The organism is Pseudomonas sp. NY15437 (assembly GCF_048068435.1).
GTDB lineage: Bacteria > Pseudomonadota > Gammaproteobacteria > Pseudomonadales > Pseudomonadaceae > Pseudomonas > Pseudomonas nitroreducens_B.
The window spans coordinates 198,185-220,550 of the sequence record NZ_JBLUQC010000009.1 but is presented as its reverse complement, the minus strand read 5'-3'; the positions used below and the strand labels follow the sequence as shown (position 1 = coordinate 220,550).

At 65.7% G+C, this 22,366-nt stretch carries 23 protein-coding genes and 1 riboswitch; of the genes, 15 read left to right on the top strand and 8 right to left on the bottom strand.

Features of this window, described 5'->3' with window-relative positions:
• The first annotated feature begins 41 nt into the window (after positions 1–41).
• The 4 genes from metH to ACNFIA_RS20875 all read left to right on the top strand — a co-directional run bounded on the left by metH (position 42) and on the right by ACNFIA_RS20875 (position 6,136).
• Positions 42–3,734 (top strand): methionine synthase, encoded by a 3,693-nt coding sequence (gene metH / locus ACNFIA_RS20890; RefSeq protein ID WP_416788288.1) that lies wholly within the window; start codon positions 42–44, stop codon positions 3,732–3,734.
• A gap of 85 nt (positions 3,735–3,819) precedes the next feature.
• On the top strand, positions 3,820–4,257 hold the full coding sequence (locus ACNFIA_RS20885; protein ID WP_259754240.1) for a GFA family protein: 438 nt from the start codon (positions 3,820–3,822) through the stop codon (positions 4,255–4,257).
• Between the two features lie 43 nt (positions 4,258–4,300).
• Entirely contained in the window at positions 4,301–4,651 is a 351-nt protein-coding gene (locus ACNFIA_RS20880) for a YggL family protein (RefSeq protein WP_259754239.1), read from the top strand.
• 123 nt (positions 4,652–4,774) lie between these two features.
• Positions 4,775–6,136 (top strand): FAD/NAD(P)-binding protein, encoded by a 1,362-nt coding sequence (locus ACNFIA_RS20875; protein ID WP_416788285.1) that lies wholly within the window; start codon positions 4,775–4,777, stop codon positions 6,134–6,136.
• Between the two features lie 80 nt (positions 6,137–6,216).
• Here ACNFIA_RS20875 and ACNFIA_RS20870 read toward each other — a convergent pair whose 3' ends face one another.
• The 4 genes from ACNFIA_RS20870 to ACNFIA_RS20855 all read right to left on the bottom strand — a co-directional run bounded on the left by ACNFIA_RS20870 (position 6,217) and on the right by ACNFIA_RS20855 (position 8,211).
• Entirely contained in the window at positions 6,217–6,576 is a 360-nt protein-coding gene (locus ACNFIA_RS20870) for a hypothetical protein (protein ID WP_024763315.1), read from the bottom strand.
• 71 nt (positions 6,577–6,647) lie between these two features.
• Entirely contained in the window at positions 6,648–7,058 is a 411-nt protein-coding gene (locus ACNFIA_RS20865; RefSeq protein ID WP_259754237.1) for a roadblock/LC7 domain-containing protein, read from the bottom strand.
• Positions 7,059–7,090: 32 nt separating this feature from the next.
• On the bottom strand, positions 7,091–7,621 hold the full coding sequence (locus ACNFIA_RS20860) for a GTP-binding protein (protein ID WP_416788283.1): 531 nt from the start codon (positions 7,619–7,621) through the stop codon (positions 7,091–7,093).
• Positions 7,618–8,211 carry a hypothetical protein gene (locus ACNFIA_RS20855; protein WP_416788281.1) on the bottom strand — a complete coding sequence of 198 codons (594 nt, stop codon included), beginning with the start codon at positions 8,209–8,211 and terminating at the stop codon, positions 7,618–7,620. Before ACNFIA_RS20855 ends, ACNFIA_RS20860 begins: the two co-directional genes overlap by 4 nt.
• 121 nt (positions 8,212–8,332) lie before the next feature.
• Positions 8,333–8,420, bottom strand: a riboswitch (cyclic di-GMP riboswitch).
• Between the two features lie 228 nt (positions 8,421–8,648).
• Between ACNFIA_RS20855 and ACNFIA_RS20850 the strand changes: the two genes are divergently transcribed.
• The 5 genes from ACNFIA_RS20850 to ACNFIA_RS20830 all read left to right on the top strand — a co-directional run bounded on the left by ACNFIA_RS20850 (position 8,649) and on the right by ACNFIA_RS20830 (position 13,437).
• On the top strand, positions 8,649–9,974 hold the full coding sequence (locus tag ACNFIA_RS20850; RefSeq protein ID WP_259754233.1) for an MATE family efflux transporter: 1,326 nt from the start codon (positions 8,649–8,651) through the stop codon (positions 9,972–9,974).
• Between the two features lie 33 nt (positions 9,975–10,007).
• On the top strand, positions 10,008–10,223 hold the full coding sequence (locus ACNFIA_RS20845) for a DUF2970 domain-containing protein (protein WP_416788277.1): 216 nt from the start codon (positions 10,008–10,010) through the stop codon (positions 10,221–10,223).
• A gap of 323 nt (positions 10,224–10,546) precedes the next feature.
• A complete protein-coding gene (locus ACNFIA_RS20840) occupies positions 10,547–11,041 on the top strand; it encodes a PaaI family thioesterase (RefSeq protein ID WP_416788274.1) in 495 nt (164 codons plus the stop codon).
• A 250-nt stretch (positions 11,042–11,291) separates the two neighbouring features.
• Positions 11,292–12,950 carry a nitrite/sulfite reductase gene (locus tag ACNFIA_RS20835; RefSeq protein ID WP_416788272.1) on the top strand — a complete coding sequence of 553 codons (1,659 nt, stop codon included), beginning with the start codon at positions 11,292–11,294 and terminating at the stop codon, positions 12,948–12,950.
• On the top strand, positions 12,934–13,437 hold the full coding sequence (locus ACNFIA_RS20830; RefSeq protein ID WP_416788270.1) for a DUF934 domain-containing protein: 504 nt from the start codon (positions 12,934–12,936) through the stop codon (positions 13,435–13,437). Before ACNFIA_RS20835 ends, ACNFIA_RS20830 begins: the two co-directional genes overlap by 17 nt.
• 456 nt (positions 13,438–13,893) lie before the next feature.
• Here ACNFIA_RS20830 and ACNFIA_RS20825 read toward each other — a convergent pair whose 3' ends face one another.
• The gene (locus ACNFIA_RS20825; RefSeq protein ID WP_416788268.1) at positions 13,894–14,472 is read right to left on the bottom strand and encodes a TetR/AcrR family transcriptional regulator; all 579 of its coding nucleotides are present in this window, start codon (positions 14,470–14,472) and stop codon (positions 13,894–13,896) included.
• A gap of 122 nt (positions 14,473–14,594) precedes the next feature.
• On the opposite strand from ACNFIA_RS20825, the gene ACNFIA_RS20820 reads away from it, so the two are divergent.
• On the top strand, positions 14,595–15,032 hold the full coding sequence (locus ACNFIA_RS20820; RefSeq protein WP_259754227.1) for a hotdog fold domain-containing protein: 438 nt from the start codon (positions 14,595–14,597) through the stop codon (positions 15,030–15,032).
• A gap of 11 nt (positions 15,033–15,043) precedes the next feature.
• Positions 15,044–15,898, top strand: a complete 855-nt coding sequence (locus tag ACNFIA_RS20815; RefSeq protein ID WP_416788266.1) for an alpha/beta fold hydrolase — start codon at positions 15,044–15,046, stop codon at positions 15,896–15,898.
• A 33-nt stretch (positions 15,899–15,931) separates the two neighbouring features.
• Here ACNFIA_RS20815 and ACNFIA_RS20810 read toward each other — a convergent pair whose 3' ends face one another.
• Positions 15,932–16,924: a YhdH/YhfP family quinone oxidoreductase gene (locus tag ACNFIA_RS20810; RefSeq protein ID WP_416788263.1), complete on the bottom strand. Its 993-nt coding sequence runs from the start codon at positions 16,922–16,924 to the stop codon at positions 15,932–15,934.
• Positions 16,925–16,979: 55 nt separating this feature from the next.
• On the bottom strand, positions 16,980–18,008 hold the full coding sequence (sohB, locus tag ACNFIA_RS20805) for a protease SohB (protein ID WP_416788260.1): 1,029 nt from the start codon (positions 18,006–18,008) through the stop codon (positions 16,980–16,982).
• A gap of 211 nt (positions 18,009–18,219) precedes the next feature.
• Here sohB and ACNFIA_RS20800 point away from each other — a divergent pair, with 211 nt between their 5' ends.
• The 4 genes from ACNFIA_RS20800 (at position 18,220) to ACNFIA_RS20785 (ending at position 21,497) form a co-directional block, all read left to right on the top strand.
• The gene (locus ACNFIA_RS20800; RefSeq protein ID WP_416788257.1) at positions 18,220–18,930 is read left to right on the top strand and encodes a histidine phosphatase family protein; all 711 of its coding nucleotides are present in this window, start codon (positions 18,220–18,222) and stop codon (positions 18,928–18,930) included.
• A 58-nt stretch (positions 18,931–18,988) separates the two neighbouring features.
• Positions 18,989–19,300 (top strand): SCP2 sterol-binding domain-containing protein, encoded by a 312-nt coding sequence (locus ACNFIA_RS20795; RefSeq protein WP_017519529.1) that lies wholly within the window; start codon positions 18,989–18,991, stop codon positions 19,298–19,300.
• Positions 19,301–19,634: 334 nt separating this feature from the next.
• The gene (locus ACNFIA_RS20790; protein ID WP_416788254.1) at positions 19,635–20,702 is read left to right on the top strand and encodes a phosphotransferase family protein; all 1,068 of its coding nucleotides are present in this window, start codon (positions 19,635–19,637) and stop codon (positions 20,700–20,702) included.
• 27 nt (positions 20,703–20,729) lie between these two features.
• Positions 20,730–21,497, top strand: coding sequence for an SDR family oxidoreductase (locus tag ACNFIA_RS20785; RefSeq protein ID WP_259754220.1), 768 nt, complete (start codon positions 20,730–20,732; stop codon positions 21,495–21,497).
• Positions 21,498–21,649: 152 nt separating this feature from the next.
• On the opposite strand, the gene ACNFIA_RS20780 is transcribed toward ACNFIA_RS20785, so the two are convergent.
• The gene (locus ACNFIA_RS20780; protein WP_416788251.1) at positions 21,650–22,294 is read right to left on the bottom strand and encodes a hypothetical protein; all 645 of its coding nucleotides are present in this window, start codon (positions 22,292–22,294) and stop codon (positions 21,650–21,652) included.
• Positions 22,295–22,366: the final 72 nt, after the last annotated feature.

Here is a 22,366-nt window from a genome sequence, read left to right as displayed (position 1 = left end):
TCATCAGCGACCTTTCGTCACGCCCTTTTCCGAGACTTCCAATGATCGACCGTGCCGCACGCCTGCAAGCCCTTCAGCAAGCCCTCAAGGAGCGCATCCTGATCCTCGACGGCGGCATGGGCACCATGATCCAGAGCTACAAGCTGCAGGAAGAGGACTACCGTGGCGCGCGCTTCGCCGACTGGCCGAGCGACGTGAAGGGCAACAACGACCTGCTGCTGCTCAGCCGCCCGGATGTCATCCAGGCCATCGAGAAAGCCTACCTGGACGCCGGCGCCGACATCCTCGAGACCAACACCTTCAACGCCACCCGCGTGTCCCAGGCCGACTACGGCATGGAAGAGCTGGCCTACGAGATGAACGTCGAGGGCGCGCGCCTGGCCCGTGAAGTGGCCGATGCGAAGACCGCCGAGAATCCGGCCAAGCCGCGCTTCGTCGCCGGCGTGCTCGGCCCGACCAGCCGCACCTGCTCGATCTCCCCGGACGTCAACGATCCGGGCTTTCGCAACGTCACCTTCGACGAGCTGGTGGAAAACTACAGCGAAGCCACCCGCGGCCTGATCGAGGGCGGCGCGGACCTGATCCTGATCGAGACCATCTTCGACACCCTGAACGCCAAGGCCGCGATCTTCGCCGTGCAGGGCGTCTATGAAGAACTGGGCGTCGAGCTGCCGATCATGATCTCCGGCACCATCACCGACGCCTCCGGCCGCACCCTGTCGGGGCAGACCACCGAAGCCTTCTGGAACTCGGTGCGCCACGCCAACCCGATCTCCGTCGGCCTGAACTGCGCCCTGGGCGCGAAAGAGCTGCGCCCGTACCTGGAGGAGCTGGCGACCAAGGCCGGGACCCACGTTTCCGCCCACCCCAACGCCGGCCTGCCCAACGCCTTCGGCGAATACGACGAGACCCCGGCACAGATGGCCGAGGTAGTCGAGGAGTTCGCCGCGTCGGGCTTCCTCAACATCATCGGCGGCTGCTGCGGCACCACCCCGCCGCACATCGAAGCCATCGCCAAGGCCGTGGCCAAGTACGCCCCGCGCGCGATCCCCGAGATTCCGCGCGCCTGCCGCCTGTCGGGCCTCGAGCCGTTCACCATCGACCGCAACTCGCTGTTCGTGAACGTCGGCGAGCGCACCAACATCACCGGCTCGGCCAAGTTCGCCCGCCTGATCCGCGAGGAAAACTACGCCGAAGCACTGGAAGTGGCGCAGCAGCAGGTGGAAGCCGGCGCCCAGGTGATCGACATCAACATGGACGAGGGCATGCTGGATTCGAAGGCGGCCATGGTCACCTTCCTCAACCTGATCGCCTCCGAACCGGACATTTCCCGCGTGCCGATCATGATCGACTCCTCCAAGTGGGAAGTGATCGAAGCGGGCCTCAAGTGCATCCAGGGCAAGGGCATCGTCAACTCCATCTCCATGAAGGAAGGCGTCGAGCAGTTCAAGCACCACGCCCGCCTGTGCAAGCGCTACGGCGCCGCCGTGGTGGTGATGGCCTTCGACGAAGCCGGCCAGGCCGACACCCAGGCGCGCAAGGAAGAAATCTGCCAGCGCTCCTACGACATCCTGGTCAACGAAGTGGGCTTCCCGCCGGAAGACATCATCTTCGACCCGAACATCTTCGCGGTCGCCACCGGCATCGAGGAACACAACAACTACGCAGTTGACTTCATCAACGCCTGCGCCTACATCCGCGACAACCTCCCCTACGCGCTGAGCTCGGGCGGGGTGTCCAACGTGTCGTTCTCGTTCCGCGGCAACAACCCGGTGCGCGAAGCGATCCACTCGGTGTTCCTCTACTACGCCATCCAGAACGGCCTGACGATGGGCATCGTCAACGCCGGCCAGCTGGAGATCTACGACGAGATCCCGCAGGAGCTGCGCGACAAGGTCGAGGACGTGGTGCTCAACCGCAGTCCGGACGCCACCGAGGCACTGCTGGCCATCGCCGACAACTACAAGGGCGGCGGCGCCACCAAGGAAGTGGAAGACGAGGAATGGCGCAGCCATAGCGTCGAGAAGCGCCTGGAGCACGCACTGGTCAAGGGCATCACCACCTGGATCGTCGAGGACACCGAGGAGTGCCGGCAGAAATGCGCGCGCCCCATCGAGGTCATCGAAGGCCCGCTGATGTCCGGCATGAACGTGGTCGGCGACCTGTTCGGCGCCGGCAAGATGTTCCTCCCGCAGGTGGTGAAGTCCGCCCGCGTGATGAAACAGGCGGTGGCCCACCTGATCCCCTTCATCGAGGCGGAAAAAGGCGACAAGCCCGAGGCCAAGGGCAAGATCCTCATGGCCACGGTGAAGGGCGACGTCCATGACATCGGCAAGAACATCGTCGGCGTGGTGCTGGGCTGCAACGGCTACGACATCGTCGACCTCGGCGTGATGGTGCCGGCGGAGAAGATCCTGCAGACCGCCATCGCCGAGAAGTGCGACATCATCGGCCTGTCCGGCCTGATCACTCCGTCGCTGGACGAGATGGTCCACGTCGCCAAGGAAATGCAGCGGCAGAACTTCCATCTGCCCTTGATGATCGGCGGCGCCACCACGTCCAAGGCGCACACCGCGGTGAAGATCGACCCGCAGTACAGCAACGACGCGGTGGTCTACGTCACCGACGCCTCGCGCGCGGTGGGCGTGGCGACCACCCTGCTGTCCAAGGAAATGAAGCCCGAATACGCCCGCAAGCTGCGCGAGGAATACGCGGAGGTGCGCGAGCGCACCGCCAACCGCAGCGCGCGTACCGAACGCCTGAGCTACGAGCAGGCCATCGCCGCCAAGCCGCAGTTCGACTGGGCCGGCTACCAGCCGCCCGTGCCGAGCTTTACCGGCGTGAAGGTGCTGGACGACATCGACCTGAACGTGCTGGCGGAGTACATCGACTGGACGCCCTTCTTCATCTCCTGGGACCTGGCCGGCAAGTACCCGCGCATCCTCACCGACGAAGTCGTCGGCGAGGCGGCCACCAGCCTGTTCAACGACGCCCAGGCGATGCTGAAGAAGCTGATCGACGAGAAGCTCATCCGCGCCAAGGCGGTCTTCGGCTTCTGGCCGGCCAACCAGGTGCACCACGACGACCTGGAAGTCTACGGCGACGACGGCCACAAGCTGGCCACCCTGCACCACCTGCGCCAGCAGACCATCAAGCCCGACGGCAAGCCGAACTTCAGCCTGGCCGACTTCGTCGCGCCGAAAGACAGCGGTGTGAAGGACTATGTCGGCGGCTTCATCACCACCGCCGGCATCGGCGCCGAGGAAGTCGCCAAGGCCTACGAGACCAAGGGCGACGACTACAGTGCGATCATGGTCAAGGCCCTGGCCGATCGCCTTGCCGAAGCCTGCGCAGAATGGCTGCACGAGCGCGTGCGCAAGGAATACTGGGGTTACCAGCCCGAGGAGCACCTGGACAACGAGGCGCTGATCAAGGAGCAGTACGTCGGCATTCGCCCGGCGCCCGGCTACCCGGCCTGCCCGGACCACACCGAGAAAGGCACGCTGTTCAAGCTGCTCGATCCCACGGGCGTCTCCGGTGTGACGCTGACCGAGCACTACGCCATGTTCCCCGCCGCCGCCGTCAGCGGCTGGTACTTCGCTCACCCGCAGGCCCAGTATTTCGCCGTGGGCAAGGTCGACAAGGACCAGATCGAACGCTACAGCGCGCGCAAGGACCAGGAAATCAGCACCAGCGAACGCTGGCTGTCGCCGAACCTGGGCTACGACAACTAAGCCCCTCCCCTGATGCCGCGACCGGGCTTGCCCGGCGCGGTGCCAGGGAGCAAGCTCCGGGCGAGTCAATACCGGAGCCCGCCGCATGAACCCTCTGCTTCAAGGAAGCTGCCACTGCGGCAGCCTGGCTGTCCGCACCGAACTCAGCCACGATCCAGCCGACTACACCCCGCGAGCCTGCGACTGCGATTTCTGCCGCAAACACGGCGCCGCCTACATTTCCGACGCGCAAGGCCAACTAGCCATCCACTGCCGGTCGGCCGCTGACTCGCTGCGCTATCGCCAGGGCAGCGGCACCGTCGAATTCCTTCTGTGCCGCCGCTGCGGCGTGCTGACTGCCGCGCTCTGGGAGGACGCCGGGAAAACCTACGCTGCACTCAACGTCCAGATACTGGATAATCCCGCCACCCTGGGCGCGCCCCAACCGGCCTCGCCACGCCAATTGCCGCTGAATGAGCGCAAGGAACGCTGGCGCAAGCTATGGTTCGCCGATGTGCGTATCACCCGGGACACCACGGATTGAAGCCCGGCCACCTGCCGGCCTTCCCCTGACGAGAGAAAGACAGATGAAATACCTCACCCCCGAACAGATGGCCAAACCGCGCAAGCGCCGCCTCCTCAAGAAGCTGCGCCTGGGCGAGTTCCAGGAATTCGGCTTCAGCCTGGAAGTGAACTACACCGGCGATCTGGACGACGTGCTCGACCAGTGGATCGCCTTCGTCGAGTCCGAGGGCTGGGTCTTCGTCGGCGGCGCCACCGAAGAGGGCGAATTCACCGGCTACCTGTGCCTGAACGCCGTCGGCAGCCTCACCGAAGCCGACCGCGAAACCACCCGCCTGTGGCTGGAAAAGCAGTCCTGGGCCAAGTCCTTCGAACTGGGCGAGCTGAGCGACTGCTGGCACGGCCTGTTCGAGTAAGCGGTCATTCACCCGGCGCGGCGCAACGCCGAGCCGGGCGAAGTCAACAGCGTCGTTTCGCCACTGTTGTCAGCAGGCCCCTGCTCTGCGACCCTGCGTCGGTTCAAACACGGAGCAGGTTGCATGGAACACATCGCCATCATCGGCAGCGGATTCTGCGGCACGGCACTGGCCATCCAGTTGCTGCGCAGCGCCAAGGGGCCGTTGCGCCTCAGCCTGATCAATCGCTCAGGGCGCCTCGCCCGCGGCCTGGCCTACGGCACCCGCTCCGTGAGCCATATCCTCAATGTGCCGGCCGAGCGCATGAGCCTGTTCCCGGACCAGCCCTCGGATTTTCTCGAATTCGCCCGCAAGCAGATGCCCGAGGCGAAACCCGGCGACTTCCTGCCGCGCCGTTTCTACGGTGACTACCTCCAGGACCGCCTCGGCCACGCCATCGCCGAAGCCGCACCGGGGGTGCGCTTCAGCAGCCTCTGCCAGCAGGTGCTGGAACTGACCGAGCATGGTGATCACCTGCGCCTGCTGCTCGACGACGGCCAGCCGCTGGACAGCCAGAACGTGATCATCGCCACGGGCAACTTCGCACCGGCCACCCCCGGCCCGCTCAAGGTGCTCGAGGATGACCCGCGTTATCTGCGCGACCCCTGGGCACCTGGCGCCCTGGAACGCATCCCCCCGCATGCCAATGTGCTGCTGCTGGGCACCGGGTTGACCATGTACGACATGGCCCTCGCCCTCCAGGACCAGGGGCACCGCGGCCCTCTGTTGGCGCTGTCGCGCCGCGCGTTGCTGCCCCAGGCACACCGCGATAACGCCAGCCATCCTGTACTGCCCGATCTGCCGCAGGCCTTCCTTCGGGAGATGGGCCTGAACGAGCGGCTGCGTGGCTTGCGCCGGTTGATCCGCCAGGCAGCCGAAGATGGCCACGACTGGCGCGACGTGGTCGCCGCGCTGCGCCCAGTCACCCCGCAGCTCTGGCAATCGCTGAACGACGCCGAGCGCGGCCGCTTCCTGCGCCATCTGCAAACCTACTGGGATGTCCATCGGCACCGTGCCGCGCCGCCGGTGGCCAAGCGTATCGACGACTTGCGCAACAGCGGCCAATTGCGCGTGCAGGCTGGCCGAGTGCTGGCCGCCAAGGCGGCAGAAAACGGCATCGAACTGGACATTCGCCCACGCGGCGCCAGGCATTCGCAACAGCAGCGCGTCGATTACCTGATCAACTGCACCGGCCCCTGCACCAACCTGCGCACCGTGAACGAGCCGCTGCTGTGCGGCCTGCTTGATCGCGGCGTCATCCGCCAGGACCGGCAAGGCCTGGGGCTGGACACCGACAGCGCATTCCGCCTGCTGGACGCCCACGGCAAGGCCAACCCCCACCTCTTCCTGCTGAGCCCGATGCTGCGCGCCAGCCACTGGGAAGCCACCGCGGTGCCGGAACTGCGCGGCCATGCCGCGCGACTGGCCGAACTGTTGCTGGCCTGAAAGGCAGCTGGCCCGCGATGGGCCAGCCAGTAGTGATCGTCGAAGGCGAGCCTCCCCGCCCGCCTTCGCGGTCGGCGTGTTCAGATCGCCATCTGCCCCTCCACCTCCTGCAGCTTGCGCCGGGCCAGTGCCAGGTTGGCCTTCACCTTGTCCAGCACGTAGTACATGAACACGCCTTCGTGCTTCGCCATGGGGCGGATGATGTGGTACTGGCGGCCCAGGGTGATGAGGATGTCCTCGATCACGTCGTTGAGCGCCAGCGACTTCATGGTCTTGAGCTTGGCGCGGACCACCTCGGTGTTGCCCGCGGCCGCCAGTTCCAGGTCCACGCCGCCGCCCGCCTGCCCGAGCAGCATGCCGCTCTTGGCATCCACCACGGCCGACGCCAGGGCACCATCCAGGTTCAGCAGTTCGTCCAGCGATTGTTGCAGTGCTGCCATAGCGATTACTCCTTGAGTGCGCGTCCTGTTGTAGTGGCCCCGCAGCCGCGCGCGCCGCGGAGCCTGTTATCTCAGCCGGCCAGCGACAGATCCGCCAGCCGCGTGGCGGTGCGTTTGGCCTGGTAGAGCACCTGGCCGAGCATCTCCTCGCGGTCGGCCACCAGGTTGAGGATCATCGGGTGGCTCGGATGTGGGATGTCGACGATGACGATGTAGCCTTCGCTCGCCTCGACGATCACGTTCTGGTGCGGGCCGACCTCGCTTTCCTGGCCGACCATGGCGCCGAGGGCGGAGATCGAGCAGGCCATTGCCGCCAGCTTGGAAACCTCCAGTCCCTTGCCGGCGCGGGAGGCCACTTCGAAGCCGTCTGTGGTGGCGATCACCGCGGCGCTCAGCCGGCCGAGGCTCGCGCCGAGCTCGTCCAGTGCCTGTTCGGCGTCGTGGCGCAGCCTGTCGGGCAGGCTCATCAGGGCATGTTCCATGGTCGACTCCAATCGATGGCGAACGTCAGGCCTCAGGCCGCCGTGCATTCCAGTTGCAGCAGGAGCAGGTCGAGCAGCAGGCGCACCTGTTCGGCTTCGCGGACATCCACCTCGACCACCGGGAAGCTGTACCCGGCCTGCGCCAGCGCCGCCGCGTAGTCATCCAGGCCAGGATGAGGATGGCCCGGCAGCCGACCGACGCCGACCACGCAGGGTGCCTGGCCAATGCACTCGGCGAAGCCGTCGAGGTAGACGCGCAGGTCGCCCAGTGGATCGGGCCGCGAGTTGTCGATCAGGATCACCAGCCCCAGCGCACCGCGGGCGAGGATGCCCCACATGAAGGCGAAGCGGGCCTGGCCGGGGGTACCGTACAGGCGCAGGCGTTCGTCCGGACCGAGCAGCACTTCGCCGTAATCCAGGCCGACCGTGGTGCGCGCCTTGTCGACGCTGGGGTCGTTGTTCTGCACATCGGTGCTGATCGGCTCGATATCGCTGATCGCCGCGATGGCGGTGGTCTTGCCCGCGCCCATGGTGCCGGTGAAGAGAATCTTGTACTCCTTCATCGGCCAGCCTCCGCAGCACCGCCCAGGCCAAGGTGGCGCCGAATGCGCGCCAGCAGGCCGACGGGGGCGGCCGTGTGCGGCACCGGCTTGGCCGGCAGGGCTTCACCGGGCAGGAACATCTCCCGGGCCGCCATCAGGCGAACGAAGCTTTCCGTCACCTGACGCGGCACACCGGAGCGCTCGCACAGTTCATCCAGGCTCATGGTCCGCGCGCAGAGCAGCGTGGCCAGGCGCACGTAGCGATGGTCGCCGGTGAGCAGCGCGGCCGCCGGCCAATGCTTCAGGCGCAGCGCGGCGGCCGGCAGCTGCGCCGGACGCTGGCCAATGGCGCGGGCGGCGCGCTCCAGGCAGTCGAAGATTTCGCTGGCGCGCAGCGGCCAATGTACCCAGAGCGACTCGCCTTCGGCGGTGCGCAGTTGCACCCGCGGCTCGCCCTCCTCGCCCTCGACCAACAGGTCGGCCGGACCGTCGACATAGGCCCAGCGCGCCACGGTGCGACCGCTGAGCAGACCGACGATGGACTTGAACACGACCTGATCGCGCAATGCCATCCGGGCGAACCCGTAGGTGTACTGAACTGGCTGATTCATCGGCGCGCTCCCTTGGGCCAACAAACACCATCAACCTGCACGGGTTGATCAGGAGGCTCACCGGGACGTTGGAGGATGCCGAGCGCACGCTCGCAGAAGGCGCGGACGAACGTCCGGCCTGCTTGGCAACCCCGCGGTCATGGCCCTTCCGGGCTGTAGATCGGTGGCTTTGCGTCCCTGGCTTTCGCACAGGTTTGCCCTGGTCAAGTGAGTCTCAGCGTAGTACGCCGATTTCGTTCGCCAAGGCGAAAAAGCGTGATGCACCTCACACAAATATCGGAAATATCACCGGAACAACTTCGCAATAGGTGTACGCATATTCCGATCTAAAAGCGGCGGAGCCTCGTCCCTTCAGCTAGGATTTCCCCCAGCGGCGCCCCACCGGCGCGGGTCCGCGGACACCCACAACAGGCCGGAGCTCACTGCCCAGAGACGCCATGCTAGAGCGCCAGCGGTTCCAGAACATTCTCAGCCTGGGCCTGCCGATCATTGGCGGGATGCTCAGTCAGAGCCTGCTCAATCTGGTGGACGCGGCGATGGTTGGCCACCTCGGGGAGAAGTCCCTGGCCGGGGTCGGCATCGGCAGCTACGCCAACTTCGTCGCCATCTCGCTGGTGATGGGCCTGGGCGCCGGAGTACAGGCGCTGGTGGCGCGTCGACGGGGCGAGGGCCGCCATGACCAACTGGCCGCGCCGCTCAACGGTGGGCTGCTCGTCGCGCTGGGCCTGTCGCTGCCGATCACGCTGATCTGCCTGCTGTTCGCCGAGCCCATCCTCCGCGCCCTGTCCAACGACCCGGATGTGCTGGCGGTCGGCATCCCCTATTTCGAATGGCGGGCGCTGTCGGTGCTCGCCGTGGGTCTGAACTTCTCCTTCCGCGGCTACTGGAACGGCACCCGGCGCTCGGGCATGTACATGCGCACCCTGGTGGTGATGCACCTGGCCAACGCGGCCATCAGCTACAGCCTGATCCACGGCCTGTTCGGCCTGCCACGGATGGGCGCGGTGGGCAGCGGCCTGGGCACCACGCTGGCGTTGTTCCTGGGCTCGGCGATCTACGCCTGGATCACCTGGCGCGACGCCCGCGCCCAGGGTTTCCGCCCGCGCCTGCCCAGCGAGCGGGATATCCGCACCCTGCTGCGCCTATCGCTGCCCAACTCGCTGCAGCAGTTCTTCTTCGCCGCCGGCATCACCTTGCTGTTCTGGATCATCGCCCAGGTCGGCACCCGCGAACTGGCGGTCGCCCATGTGCTGATCAACCTGGCGCTGTTCCTGATCCTCCCCGGCGTCGGCCTGGGCATGGCGGCCACGACGCTGGTCAGCCAGAGCATGGGCGAGCGCGATTTCGACAGTGCGCACCGCTGGGGCTGGGACGTGGTCAAGGTGGCGGCCTGCGGCCTGGCTCTGCTGGGCGCGCCGTTCTGGCTGTTCCCGGAGGCCATCCTGCGGCTGTTCGTCAGTGATCCTGCGCTGATCGAGCTGGGTCGAGTGCCGCTGATGCTGACCGGCATGGGCATGGTGATCGACGCCACCGCGCTGGTCCTGACCCAGGCGCTGCTGGGCGCCGGCGCCGTGCGCACGGTGATGGCGGTGAGCCTGGGCAACCAGTGGCTGTTCTTCCTGCCGCTGGCCTATCTGGTCGGCCCCGTGCTGGGCGGCGGGCTGCTGGCGATCTGGAGCATGCAGATTCTGCAGCGCGGGCTGGCTTCGGCGATCTTCGCGGTGATGTGGCAGAAGCGCCAATGGACGCAAATCGAGCTCTAGGGTCTAGGATGGGATGCAAAGGGAGGACGAACGATGGACGAGCAACAGAATAAGCCGCCAACCTTCTGGCAGATGCTGCACAGCGTGCTGGCCGCGGCCTTCGGCGTACAGAGCGGGCGCAACCGCACGCGCGACTTCACCCACGGCAAGCCCAGCCATTTCATTGCCATGGGCATTTTATTCACCCTGGTCTTCGTGCTGCTGCTCTATGGGCTGGTGCAGCTGGTGCTGCACTTCGCCGGGCTGTAGCGCACCGGCAAGGGTGAGGTACCGGGCGGGCCGCAGGGCGACCCGCCGGCACCGCTGTCACTGGTGGCTGACCCAGAACACTGCGGTGGCGACCACCAGCAGGATCAGGATGAATGCGGCGCGGGCATCGACGACGCTGTCGCTGGTCTTGTTGGACGTTTCTTCGCTCATGCTTCCCCCATCTTTTCGTTATTGGCTGAAGGACCACAGGCAGAGTTAAGACCAGCCCCGCCCGCTGCTCAAGGAACGGCCCCTTTCCGCCACCGCGCAAATGCCGTTAGGCTGCCGGTTCGACCAGCACAAGCGAGTGGAAAGGAAGGACCATGCACGTGGACTCACTGCAAGACACTGTCGCGCCGGAAGGCGTCTGCTACGGCTGCGGCGGGCGCAACCCGCACGGACTGCACATCAAGAGCCGCTGGCACGAGGACGGCGTCCACGTCGTCGCCGAGCACCTGCCCGACGCCAAGTACTGCGGCTGGCCGGAACTGGTCTACGGCGGGCTGATCGCCATGCTGGTGGACTGCCACTCGAACTGGACGGCCATGGCCTACCACTACCGCGCCGAGGGCCGCGAGCCGGGCAGCCTGCCGCGCATCGACTGCGTGACGGGCCACCTGGGCATCAAGTACATCAAGCCGACGCCCATGGGCGTGCCGCTGACCTTGAGGGCCCATATCGAGGGCGAGGTCGGTCGCAAGAGCCGGATCATCTGCGAGGTCTACGCCGGCGACGTGCTGACCTGTGTCGGCGACTCGATTTTCGTCCGCGTCGACACGGCGCAGCTGCGCGACGCCGCCCACGGCCGCGACGCCTGATCGATCCGTTGCGCCGCTGCCACCCTCCAGACGCAGCGGCGCATTCATCCGCGCTCCATCTCCCGTCGCGCCTGGGCTTCAGGCCCGGCGCGGCTTAGATCAGAAAGTTCTCCCCATATATTCAAACATCACTTTTGCGCATATTCCCGAACTGGTATCGTGCGCCCCACTCCGCGTGGAGCGCGTTGCCGTGCGCGCTGGGAAACGCAGTACGCCCCCGAGCGCTATAAGCCTGACAGCAGGATGATTCATGTACGTATATGACGAATACGATCAAAGGATCGTAGAGGATCGCGTCAAGCAGTTCCGCGATCAGACCCGCCGCTACCTGGCGGGCGAACTGACCGGCGAGGAATTCCGCCCGCTGCGTCTGCAGAATGGCCTCTACATCCAGCGCTACGCGCCCATGCTGCGGGTGGCCGTGCCTTACGGCCTGCTGTCCTCCCGGCAGGTTCGCAAGCTGGCGCAGATCGCCCGTGACTACGACAAGGGCTACGCGCACATCAGCACCCGCCAGAACGTCCAGTACAACTGGCCGGAGCTGGAAGACGTGCCGGAAATCCTCGCGGAGCTGGCCACCGTGCAGATGCATGCGATCCAGACCAGCGGCAACTGCATCCGCAACACCACCACCGACCAGTTCGCCGGCGTCGCCCGCGACGAACTCGTGGACCCGCGCCCCTGGTGCGAGATCATCCGCCAGTGGTCGACCTTCCACCCCGAATTCGCCCACCTGCCGCGCAAGTTCAAGATCGCCGTCAACGGCGCCGTGAGCGACCGCGCCGCCATCGAGGTGCACGACATCGGCCTGGAAGCGGTGAAGAACGAAGCCGGCGAGCTGGGCTTCCGTGTTTCGGTCGGCGGCGGCCTGGGCCGTACCCCGATCGTCGGCAGCTTCATCAACGAATTCCTGCCGTGGCAGCACCTGTTGTCGTACCTGGACTCCATCCTGCGCGTGTACAACCGCTATGGCCGTCGGGACAACAAGTACAAGGCGCGCATCAAGATCCTGGTCAAGGCGCTGACCCCGGAAGTCTTCGCCCAGAAGGTCGACGCCGAATGGGCGCACCTCAAGGACGGCCCGAGCACCCTGACCGAGGCCGAACTGCAGCGCGTGGCCGCCCACTTCGTCGACCCGGCCTACAAGGCCCTGGAAGACCAGGACGCCGCCCTCGCCCAGCTGGACGCCGAACACCCCGGCTTCGCCCGCTGGCGCAGCCGCAACACCTTCGCCCACAAGAAGCCCGGCTACGTCGCCGTGACCCTGTCGCTCAAGCCCACCGGTGTGGCGCCTGGCGACATCACCGACAAGCAGTTGGACGCAGTCGCCGACCTGGCAGACCGCTACAGCTTCGGCGAAGTGCGCAACAGCCATAACCAGAACATCATCCTCGCCGACGTCGAGCAGGCGCAGCTGTTCACCCTCTGGGGCGAACTGCGCGAGAACGGTTTCGCCACCCCTAACGTGGGCCTGCTGACCGACCTCATCTGCTGCCCGGGCGGCGACTTCTGCTCGCTGGCCAACGCCAAGTCGATCCCGGTGGCCGAAGCCATCCAGCGCCGCTTCGATGACCTGGACTACCTGTTCGACATCGGCGAGATCGACCTGAACATCTCCGGCTGCATGAACGCCTGCGGCCACCATCACGTGGGCCACATCGGCATCCTCGGCGTGGACAAGAAGGGCGAGGAGTTCTACCAGGTTTCCCTTGGTGGCAGCGCCAGCCGCGAGGCGAGCCTTGCGCAGATCCTCGGCCCGTCCTTCGCCCAGGAGCAGATGGCCGACGTGATCGAGAAGATCATCAACGTCTACGTGGAACAGCGCACCGAAGAGGAACGTTTCCTCGATACCTACCGTCGCATCGGCATCGACCCCTTCAAGGAGCGCGTATATGCAGCGAATCATTAAGCACCGTGAGGTCGTCGACGACCGCTGGCACCTGCTGCCCAAGGACGCGACCCTGGAGACCGTGCCCAACTGCGACGACGTGATCATCCCGCTGAACCTGTGGCTGGAACACGGCCCCGCCCTGCGCGGCCGTGACGGCGGCCTGGGCGTGTGGCTGGACGCGGACGAAGAGCCCGAAGCCATCGCCGGCGACCTCGACAACTTCAAGGTCATCGCCGTGAACTTCCCCGCCTTCACCGACGGCCGCGGCTTCAGCACCGCGCGCCTGCTGCGCGAGCGCTTCGGCTACCAGGGCGAAGTGCGCGCCATCGGCGACGTGCTGCGTGACCAGTTGTTCTTCATGCAGAGCTGCGGCTTCGACGCCTATGCCATCCGCGCCGACCGCGACCCGCACGCAGCGCTGGCCGGCCTGGACGACTTCAGCGAGGTCTACCAGACCTCGGTGACCCAGCCGCAACCGCTGTTCCGTCGCCGCCAGCCGGCCTGATCCAGCGACAGGAAAAAGCCCCGCACTGCGGGGCTTTTTCGTTTCTGCGTTTGATCTTCGTAGGAGCGAGCTTGCTCGCGAACCCGCCCAGCTTCAGCGCCGCCAGTGAACTCGTTCGCGAGCAAGCTCGCTCCTACAGGGTGCAGCGGCACGCCACCTCAGTAAGGGCACGAACGGCTTTGGTAGGAGCGGAGCTTCTCCGCGAAACTCTTCAGCAAGGCCGGGATGTCGCGGACAAGGTCCGCTCCTACGAAAGCGCTTAAGCCCGAGCTCGCTCGCGAACCCGCCCAGCTTCAGCGCCGCCGGTGAACTCGTTCGCGAGCAAGCTCGCTCCTACAGGGTGCAGCCGCACGCCACCTCAGGGGCACGAATGGCTGTCGTAGGAGCGGAGCTTCTCCGCGAAGCGCTTCAGCATGGCCGGGATTTCGCGGACAAGGTCCGCACCTGCGAAAGCGCTTAGGCCCGCACGCTCTCCCAGGCAATCTGCGCCAGTTGCTCGCGGCAGTCGATCAGGTCCACCCGCGTGCGCCCCGCCAGCCAATTGCGGGCATAGTCGTGGGTCGGGCCGATCACCACGGAATTGAACAGCTCCGCCGACAGCGCCTTGAACGCCCCCGCCTTGCGGTGCTCGGCCAGTAACTCGGCGATACGCCGGCCCTGCTGGCGGTTGGCCTCACGCAGTTCCTCGCCCATCTCCCCCGCCTCGACGCGCCCACGGCTGTGCAGGATGAAGCGCGCCCACTCCGGGTTGGCCGAGACCCAGTCGACATAAGAGGTGACGAACAGCTTGACCACCGCCTCCGCGCTCTTCGCCTCCTGCAAGCCGGCATCGAGCAATGCCGCGTACTGGCCGACGCCCGTCAGGTAGAGCGCGCCGATGATGCGTTCCTTGTTGCCATAGTGATGGTAGAGGCTGCCGATGCTGGCGCCGGAGCGGTCGCGGATCATCTCGATGGTGGTGGCGTCCACGCCGGATTCGCTGAAACAGGCCAGCGCGGCCTGGAGGATGTCGTCTTTGCGGGAAGGTCGGGCCATGTGGTTCCTATGGGAAAAACCGCTCGAACATAATTCTAGAATATTTTTCTAGAATTACTTTCTAATCTTCGTATACTGCCTGGGCGCGCATCCATCTTCAATCCGCTTTCCCCGGAGTTGCCATGAGTCAGATGATGCAGATGTACCAGCAGGCCGGCCCCGCGCAGTTCAGCGCCATGATCGGGCAGGTCGCCCCCTACTTCGCCAGCATCGCCCCGCAGTTCGTCGAACTGCGCCCCGGCTATGCGGAAGTCACCTTCCCCAAGCGCCGCGAAGTGCTCAACCACATCGGCACGGTGCACGCCATCGCGCTGTGCAACGCGGCCGAACTGGCCGCCGGGACCATGACTGACGTGTCGATCCCCAAGGGCCGCCGCTGGATTCCCCGCGGCATGACGGTCGAATACCTGGCCAAGGCCGAGGGTGATGTTCGCGCCGTGGCCGACGGCCGTGCCATCGACTGGAACCAGGACGGCGACATCGTCGTGCCGGTGCTGGCTTATGTGGGCGACAAGAAGGTATTCCGCGCCGACATCACCATGTACGTCAGCCAGGCCTGAGGGACAAGCCCATGATCACCCCGCTCCCCCGTCCGCTGGACAACGGCAACGGCCACAGCCTCTCCAGCCACTGGTACTACCCGCCCGGCGAAGCGCGCGGAGCGGTGTTGATCGTCCCTGCCATGGGTGTCGAACAGCGCTTCTATGCGGCCTTCGCCACCTGGCTGGCCGAGCGCGGCTTCCTGACGGTGACCTTCGATTACGTCGGCATGGGCACCTCCCGCGCCGGCCATCTGCGCGAGCTGGATATCGACATACTGGCCTGGGGCAACCACGACTGCAGCGCGATGCTCGACGCCGTGGTCGAGGCTGCCGGCGAGCGGCCCGTGTTCTGGGTCGGCCACAGCCTGGGCGGGCAGATCCTGCCCTTCGTGCGCGGCACCGAGCGCATCCACCGCGCCTTCACCATCGCCACCGGCAGCGGCTATTGGCGCGAGAACACCCAGGGGCTGCGGCACAAGGCCTGGCTGCTCTGGTATCTGCTGGCGCCGACGATCACGCCGCTGCTGGGCTATTTCCCCGGCAAGCGCCTGGGCGTGGTGGGCGACCTGCCGCGCGGGGTGATCGAGCAATGGCGGCGCTGGTGCCTGAATCCGGAGTACGCCGTGGGCGCGGAAGGTGGCGCAGTACGCGCGGCGTACTCCTCGGTGCGCACGCCCATCACCTCCCTCTCCTTCACCGACGACGAGATGATGTCCGGGCGCAACACCGAATCGCTGCACGGCTTCTACCGCGGCTCGCCGAAGACCCTGAAGAGAATCGCCCCGGAGGACATCGGCGTGAAACGCATCGGCCACTTCGGCTTCTTCCGGCGCCAGTTCGCCGATTCGCTGTGGGCGGGCTACCTGCTGCCGGACCTGGGCTGACGCCCGGGCCCGGCTCGGGTATCGAACGAAGGATCAGTCCAGCGTCACCAGCACCCGCCCAACCAGCTTGCCGGCGAGGATCTGGTGAATGGCGGCCGGCAGGTCGTCGAGCTTGACTTCGCGCACCGCCGCTTCGAGGTTGTCGAGCTTCCACTGCAGGGACAGCTTGTCCCACATGGACGCCTTGACCACCAGCGGCAGCTCCACCGAGTCCACGCCCAGCAGGTTCACGCCGCGCAGGATGAAGGGCAGCACGGTGGCCTTGAAGGCGGCGCCGGCGGTCAGGCCGCAGCAGGCGACGCTGCCGCCGTATTGCAGCGACTTGACCACGTTGAACAGGATGTCGCCGCCCACGGTGTCCACCGCGCCGGCCCACTGCTCGCGCAGCAGCGGCTTGTCGACGCCATCGGAGACGGTGGCGCGGTCGAGGATCTGCCGGGCGCCGAGGCGGTTCAGCAGTTCGGCCTGCTCCAGCTTGCCGGTGGCGGCCGCCACGGTGTAGCCCAGTTGCGCCAGTAGCATCACCGCGATGCTGCCTACGCCGCCGGTGGCGCCGGTGACCAGGATCGGGCCGGCGGACGGCGTTACGCCGGCGCGCTCCAGCTTGTCGACGCACAGCGCGGCGGTCAGGCCGGCGGTGCCGAGAATCATCGACTCGCGCAGCGACAGGCCCTGCGGGCGCTTGATCAGCCACGCCGCCGGCACGCGGATGTACTGGCCAAAGCCGCCCGGGGTGTTCATGCCCAGGTCGTAGCCGGTGACGATGACTTCGTCGCCGGCGGCGAATTCGGCAACCGAGGATTCTTCCACCACGCCGGCGGCATCGATGCCGGGCGTGTGCGGGTACTTGCGGGTGACGCCTCGGTTGCCGCTGGCGGACAGCGCATCCTTGTAGTTCAGCGACGAATACTTCACCCGCACCAGCACTTCACCCGCCGGCAGATCGGCAACCTGCCGCTCGGCCACCTGCAGGTCATACACGCCATGTGCGCTTTCCGTGACCCACAACGCCTTGAATGCACTCATCTCGACCCTCCTCTTTCGAATTTGGAACGGGCGCGATCCCGGCGCCCGACGACAATCATTGCCAGAAGCGGCTGCGGCCCAGGCGATCCCACCAGGTCACCAGCACACGGTCGATCACGCCGCTGACGCCCACACCGAAGCGCTCCTGGAGGGACTTCTTCTGGACGTAGCTGAGCTGGTAGACATCCGCCTCGCGGGCGCGTTCGGCCAGGTACTCGTCACTGGTCTTGAGTTCGTCGACCAGCTTCTTGCCCAGCGCTGCCTGGCCCAGCCAGACCTCGCCGGTGGCGATTTCATCGATGGCCAGCTGCGGGCGGTAGTGAACGACGAAGCGCTTGAACAGCTCGTGGGTGGTTTCCAGGTCTTCCTGGAACTTCTCGCGCCCCTTGTCGGTGTTCTCGCCAAACACGGTCAGGGTGCGCTTGTACTCGCCGGCGGTGAGCACTTCGAAATCGACGTCGTGCTTCTTCAGCAGGCGGTGCACGTTGGGCAACTGCGCCACCACGCCAATGGAGCCGAGGATGGCGAAGGGAGCGGAAAGGATGCGCTCGCCGATGCAGGCCATCATGTAACCGCCGCTGGCGGCGACCTTGTCGACGCACACGGTCAGCGGCACGCCCGCCTGGCGAATGCGCGCCAGCTGGGAAGCGGCCAGGCCGTAGCCGTGGACCATGCCGCCACCGCTCTCCAGGCGCAGCACCACCTCGTCGCGCGGGGTGGCCAGGGTCAGCAGCGCGGTGACTTCATGGCGCAGCTGCTCGGTGGCCGAGGCCTTGATGTCGCCATCGAAGTCGAGCACGTACACGCGATTCTTCTCGCCGCCCTTCTTCTTTTTCGCGTCCTTCAGGTTTTTCGCCTCGGACTTGCGCAGGGCCTTGAGCTTGGCCTTTTCCAATACGCTATGTTGCAGGCGCTCACGCAGCTCCTTGTAGAAGTCGTTGAGCTTGTGCACCTCCAGGTGTCCGCTGCCGCCGCGACGACCGCGGCCGCGCAGTGCGGCGATCACCACCAGGACGATGACGATGGCCACCACGACGGTGAAGGTCTTGGCCAGGAAACCCGCGTAATCCGCTAGAAACTCCACTCACTTCCCCTTTTGCAATTCTGGTCGAGCCCGCCAGGCGAGCGCAGCGAATCCCGCAAGCATACCCACGCCGCAGGCCCGCCACCAGCGCTGGCAAACCGCTGCATCAGTCCAGCGAATGCCATTCAAACAAGCGTATGTTTTTTCGTTGACAGCCCCAGGTGATCCTCATAACCTCGCCGGAACTTTCAGCCCTGCCGGGATACTGCGCGTGGGAAGCATCTACCTGATTCGACATGGCCAGGCTTCGTTCGGCGCCGACGACTACGATGTGCTCTCGGCCACCGGCGTACGCCAGGCGGAAATACTCGGCGAGCACCTGGCCAGCCTCGGCCTGCGCTTCGACCGCTGCGTCGCCGGCGACCTGCGCCGCCAGCGCCACACCGCCGAAGCGGTGATGGGCCGGCTGAACGAAGCGGGGATCGAAACGCCAGCCCTGGAAATCGATTCCGCCTTCAACGAATTCGAAGCCGACGCGGTGATCCGCGCGCACCTGCCGGACCTGCTGGAAATCGAACCGCAGGCGTTGCACATCATGCGCAACGCGGCCGACCACCGCGCCGAGTTCCAGCGCCTGTTCTCCACCGTGATCGCCCGCTGGGTTTCCGGCGACCACGACAAGGACGGCCTGGTGAGCTGGGCCGAGTTCCTCGACACCGTGCACGGCGGCCTCAAGCGCCTGCTGGAATCGGCCAGCGGCAAGGACAACATCGGCGTCTTCACCTCCGGCGGCACCATCACCGCGGTGCTCCAGCAGGTGACGGGCATCCCTGCGCTCAACGCCTTCGAACTCAACTGGCAGATCGTCAACACCTCGCTCAACCGCCTGAAGTTCCGCGGCAGCGAAGTGGCCCTGGCTTCCTTCAACAGTCACGTGCATCTGGAACTGTTGAGGGCGCCGGAACTCATCACCTACCGTTGAGTGCCGGCCCATTGCGACGCATGCGTCGCGCGAGAAAACCTAGAAAAGGAATAGAACCATGAGTGTTGCTGACATCGTTTCCACCATGAAGAGCAAGTTCAACGCCAGCGCGGCCGCCGGCCTGGATCTGGTGTTCCAGTTCAACATCGAAGACGGCGACAACCACTACCTGGTCGTCAAGGACGGCACCTGCGAAGTCGTACAGGGCGACGCCGAGTCCCCCAACGTCACCCTGATCATGGACAGCGAGACCCTCAAGGGTATCACCAGCGGCGAAACCGACGGCATGCAGGCCTTCATGGCCGGCAAGCTGCGCGCCGAAGGCGACATGATGCTGGCGATGAAGCTGGGCGAACTGTTCCCGGTCTGATCCGAGGAAAACCTGCCCGCGCCGCACGAAAAACCGGAGTCCATGGCTCCGGTTTTTTTATGCCCGCACGCCTTGGCCGGGCCCGGATCAGGCAGCCTGATCGGGGTGCAACACGAACACCAATAACGGCTGCGTGCGCTTGTGACGGGCCGAGGCGGACATTAGATTAGCCAATGATCACCCGGCGCCATCATTGCTTTGCCTGATCCTGCCACGCTTCACCCGGCATGAGACCGACGCCGGCCTGCGCGCACCTCGCCAGGAGCCCTGGGCCCTTGCGGGACGATTCGTACAAGCCAGTACAAGACGAGCTCCTAGATAAAAAGGGACCAGCATGTCGTTGACCGACCAGACCATCCGCTCCCGCGAAGGCGAAGAACTCGATGCCGCCGTGATCGACGGCTACCTCAAGGACCACGTTCCCGGCCTGCAGGGCCAGCCGCGCATCAGCCAGTTCCCCGGCGGCGCCTCGAACCTGACCTACCTGATCCAGTACGACAACCAGGAACTGGTCCTGCGCCGTCCGCCGTTCGGCAAGAAGGCCAAGTCGGCCCACGACATGGGCCGCGAATACCGCATCCTGAACCAGCTCAACGACGGCTTCCCCTACTGCCCCAAGGCCTACGCCTATTGCACCGACGAATCGGTGATCGGCGCCGAGTTCTATGTCATGGAGCGCGTCAACGGCATCATCCTGCGCAGCGAGCTGCCCAAGGAACTGAACCTCGACGCCGACAAGACCACCGCGCTGTGCAAGAGCTTCATCGACAAGTTCGTCGAACTGCACAACGTCGACTACAACGCCTGCGGCCTGGGTGACCTGGGCAAGCCCGAGGGCTACGTGCAGCGCCAGATCGGCGGCTGGATCGATCGCTACGAGAAGTCGCTGACGCCCGACGCGCCGGCCTGGGAGCAGGTCAAGGTGTGGCTGCGCGAGAAGATGCCGGCCGACCACCACAAGCCGGGCATCGTCCATAACGACTACCGCTTCGACAACGTCATCCTCGACCCGAACAACCCGATGCAGATCATCGGCGTGCTCGACTGGGAGATGACCACCATCGGCGACCCGCTGATGGACCTGGGCAACACCCTCGCCTACTGGATCCAGGCGGACGACCCACAGCCGATGCAGATGCTGCGCCGCCAGCCCAGCCACGAGCCGGGCATGCTGACCCGCCAGCAGTTCGCCGACTACTACGCCGAGCGCGCCGGCATCCAGATCGACAACCTCGATTACTACTACACCTACGGCATGTTCCGCCTGGCGGGCATCATGCAGCAGATCTACTACCGCTTCTTCCACGGCCAGACCCAGGACAAGCGCTTCGCCACCTTCATCCACGCCAACAAGCTGCTGGAACAGGTGAGCCTGCAGGTCATCGGCAAGTCCCGCCTGTAAGGCGTGTCACATAACAAGGAAACTCCCATGTCCAAGACCCAACTGTTCGACCTCGACGGCAAGATCGCCTTCGTCTCCGGCGCCAGCCGCGGCATCGGCGAGGCCATCGCCAAGCTGCTGGCCCAACAGGGCGCCCACGTCATCGTTTCCAGCCGCAAGATCGATGGCTGCCAGGCCGTGGCTGACGACATCGTCGCCGCCGGCGGCAAGGCCACCGCGATTGCCTGCCACATCGGCGAGATGGAGCAGATCCAGGCCGTCTTCGCGCAGATCCGCGAGCAGTTCGGCCGCCTGGACATCCTGGTGAACAACGCCGCCACCAACCCGCAGTTCTGCAACGTGCTGGACACCGACCTGTCGGCCTTCCAGAAGACCGTTGACGTGAACATCCGCGGCTACTACTTCATGTCCATCGAAGGCGGCAAGCTGATGAAGGCCAACGGTGGCGGCAGCATCATCAACGTGGCCTCGGTGAATGGCGTCACCCCGGGCGAATTCCAGGGCATCTACTCGGTGACCAAGGCCGCGGTGATCAGCATGACCAAGGTCTTCGCCAAGGAATGCGCGCAGTTCAACATCCGCTGCAACGCCCTGCTGCCGGGCCTGACCGACACGAAGTTCGCCTCGGCGCTGGTGAGCAACGATGCGATCCGCAACGTCGCGCTGCAGCGCATCCCGCTCAAGCGCGTGGCCGACCCGAGCGAAATGGCCGGCGCCGTGCTGTACCTCGCCAGCGACGCCTCCAGCTACACCACCGGCGTGACGCTGAACGTGGACGGCGGCTTCCTCGCCTAAGCGCTGGCGTAGCGACGAAAAAGGGAGCCGATGGGCTCCCTTTTTCTTTGGCAAGGATTGGCTCTTCGTAGGAGCGAGCTTGCTCGCGAACCTGCTTCACGCTGAAGTTTCAGGGTGCCGTGCGGTTCGCGAGCAAGCTCGCTCCTACAATGTCACTGCCACTCCTTGAGGGCCTGGTTCGCCGCCGCATTCATCGGCTCGGCGGTCAGCCCGCCTGCTCCGTAGCGCACGGCGAATACCGCCTGGTCGGCCATCGGCAGGTAATTCACTCGCCCGGCCCTGGGCACGAAGGTCAGCAGGTCATGCTGGCCGTCACGCAGCCAGCGCCACAGGTCGACACCCGGCACCTCGTCCGCCAGTGCCACCTTGCGCCCCAGGCTCTGCTGCTCCACCGCCAGGAAGCGCCCACTGAGGTCCTGCAGGCGGTAGCCCGGCGCCAGGCCGATCAGCCGCGCCAGGCCCTTCCACTCCAGCACGCGTGCGTCCAGCTGCCAGAGGTCGCCGGCCAACTCGACGCGCCGCTCGTCATTACCCTGCAACAGGGTGACCTCGAAGCGTTGCTCAGCAGCCTTGTGGAAGCTCAGGGTCGCCAGCGGGCGCTCGGCCGGCAGCGGGTCATAGCTGCGCAGATCCCACGCCACCAAGGCCACCAACGCGGCGATGGCGACGAACAGCAACCCCACCGTGCCGCGCAGCCAGCCGAGGAACCAGTGACGGTCGAACAGAATGCGGGCGGCTACCACCAGGGCCAACAGCGCCACGAAGGCAACGACCCAGGCCAGACCGTCGTACTGCATCGAATGATTTCCTTCCTCGTAGAAATGCCGGCATTATGCGCACCGCGTACCTGCGCGGCCAGCCAGACCGTC

Coding starts and splice junctions, on each gene's coding strand:
- metH (WP_416788288.1), top strand. CDS start 42: ATGATCGACCGTGCCGCACGCCTGCAAGCCCTTCAGCAAGCCCTCAAG.
- ACNFIA_RS20885 (WP_259754240.1), top strand. CDS start 3,820: ATGAACCCTCTGCTTCAAGGAAGCTGCCACTGCGGCAGCCTGGCTGTC.
- ACNFIA_RS20880 (WP_259754239.1), top strand. CDS start 4,301: ATGAAATACCTCACCCCCGAACAGATGGCCAAACCGCGCAAGCGCCGC.
- ACNFIA_RS20875 (WP_416788285.1), top strand. CDS start 4,775: ATGGAACACATCGCCATCATCGGCAGCGGATTCTGCGGCACGGCACTG.
- ACNFIA_RS20870 (WP_024763315.1), bottom strand. CDS start 6,576: ATGGCAGCACTGCAACAATCGCTGGACGAACTGCTGAACCTGGATGGT.
- ACNFIA_RS20865 (WP_259754237.1), bottom strand. CDS start 7,058: ATGGAACATGCCCTGATGAGCCTGCCCGACAGGCTGCGCCACGACGCC.
- ACNFIA_RS20860 (WP_416788283.1), bottom strand. CDS start 7,621: ATGAAGGAGTACAAGATTCTCTTCACCGGCACCATGGGCGCGGGCAAG.
- ACNFIA_RS20855 (WP_416788281.1), bottom strand. CDS start 8,211: ATGAATCAGCCAGTTCAGTACACCTACGGGTTCGCCCGGATGGCATTG.
- ACNFIA_RS20850 (WP_259754233.1), top strand. CDS start 8,649: ATGCTAGAGCGCCAGCGGTTCCAGAACATTCTCAGCCTGGGCCTGCCG.
- ACNFIA_RS20845 (WP_416788277.1), top strand. CDS start 10,008: ATGGACGAGCAACAGAATAAGCCGCCAACCTTCTGGCAGATGCTGCAC.
- ACNFIA_RS20840 (WP_416788274.1), top strand. CDS start 10,547: ATGCACGTGGACTCACTGCAAGACACTGTCGCGCCGGAAGGCGTCTGC.
- ACNFIA_RS20835 (WP_416788272.1), top strand. CDS start 11,292: ATGTACGTATATGACGAATACGATCAAAGGATCGTAGAGGATCGCGTC.
- ACNFIA_RS20830 (WP_416788270.1), top strand. CDS start 12,934: ATGCAGCGAATCATTAAGCACCGTGAGGTCGTCGACGACCGCTGGCAC.
- ACNFIA_RS20825 (WP_416788268.1), bottom strand. CDS start 14,472: ATGGCCCGACCTTCCCGCAAAGACGACATCCTCCAGGCCGCGCTGGCC.
- ACNFIA_RS20820 (WP_259754227.1), top strand. CDS start 14,595: ATGAGTCAGATGATGCAGATGTACCAGCAGGCCGGCCCCGCGCAGTTC.
- ACNFIA_RS20815 (WP_416788266.1), top strand. CDS start 15,044: ATGATCACCCCGCTCCCCCGTCCGCTGGACAACGGCAACGGCCACAGC.
- ACNFIA_RS20810 (WP_416788263.1), bottom strand. CDS start 16,924: ATGAGTGCATTCAAGGCGTTGTGGGTCACGGAAAGCGCACATGGCGTG.
- ACNFIA_RS20795 (WP_017519529.1), top strand. CDS start 18,989: ATGAGTGTTGCTGACATCGTTTCCACCATGAAGAGCAAGTTCAACGCC.
- ACNFIA_RS20790 (WP_416788254.1), top strand. CDS start 19,635: ATGTCGTTGACCGACCAGACCATCCGCTCCCGCGAAGGCGAAGAACTC.
- ACNFIA_RS20785 (WP_259754220.1), top strand. CDS start 20,730: ATGTCCAAGACCCAACTGTTCGACCTCGACGGCAAGATCGCCTTCGTC.
- ACNFIA_RS20780 (WP_416788251.1), bottom strand. CDS start 22,294: ATGCAGTACGACGGTCTGGCCTGGGTCGTTGCCTTCGTGGCGCTGTTG.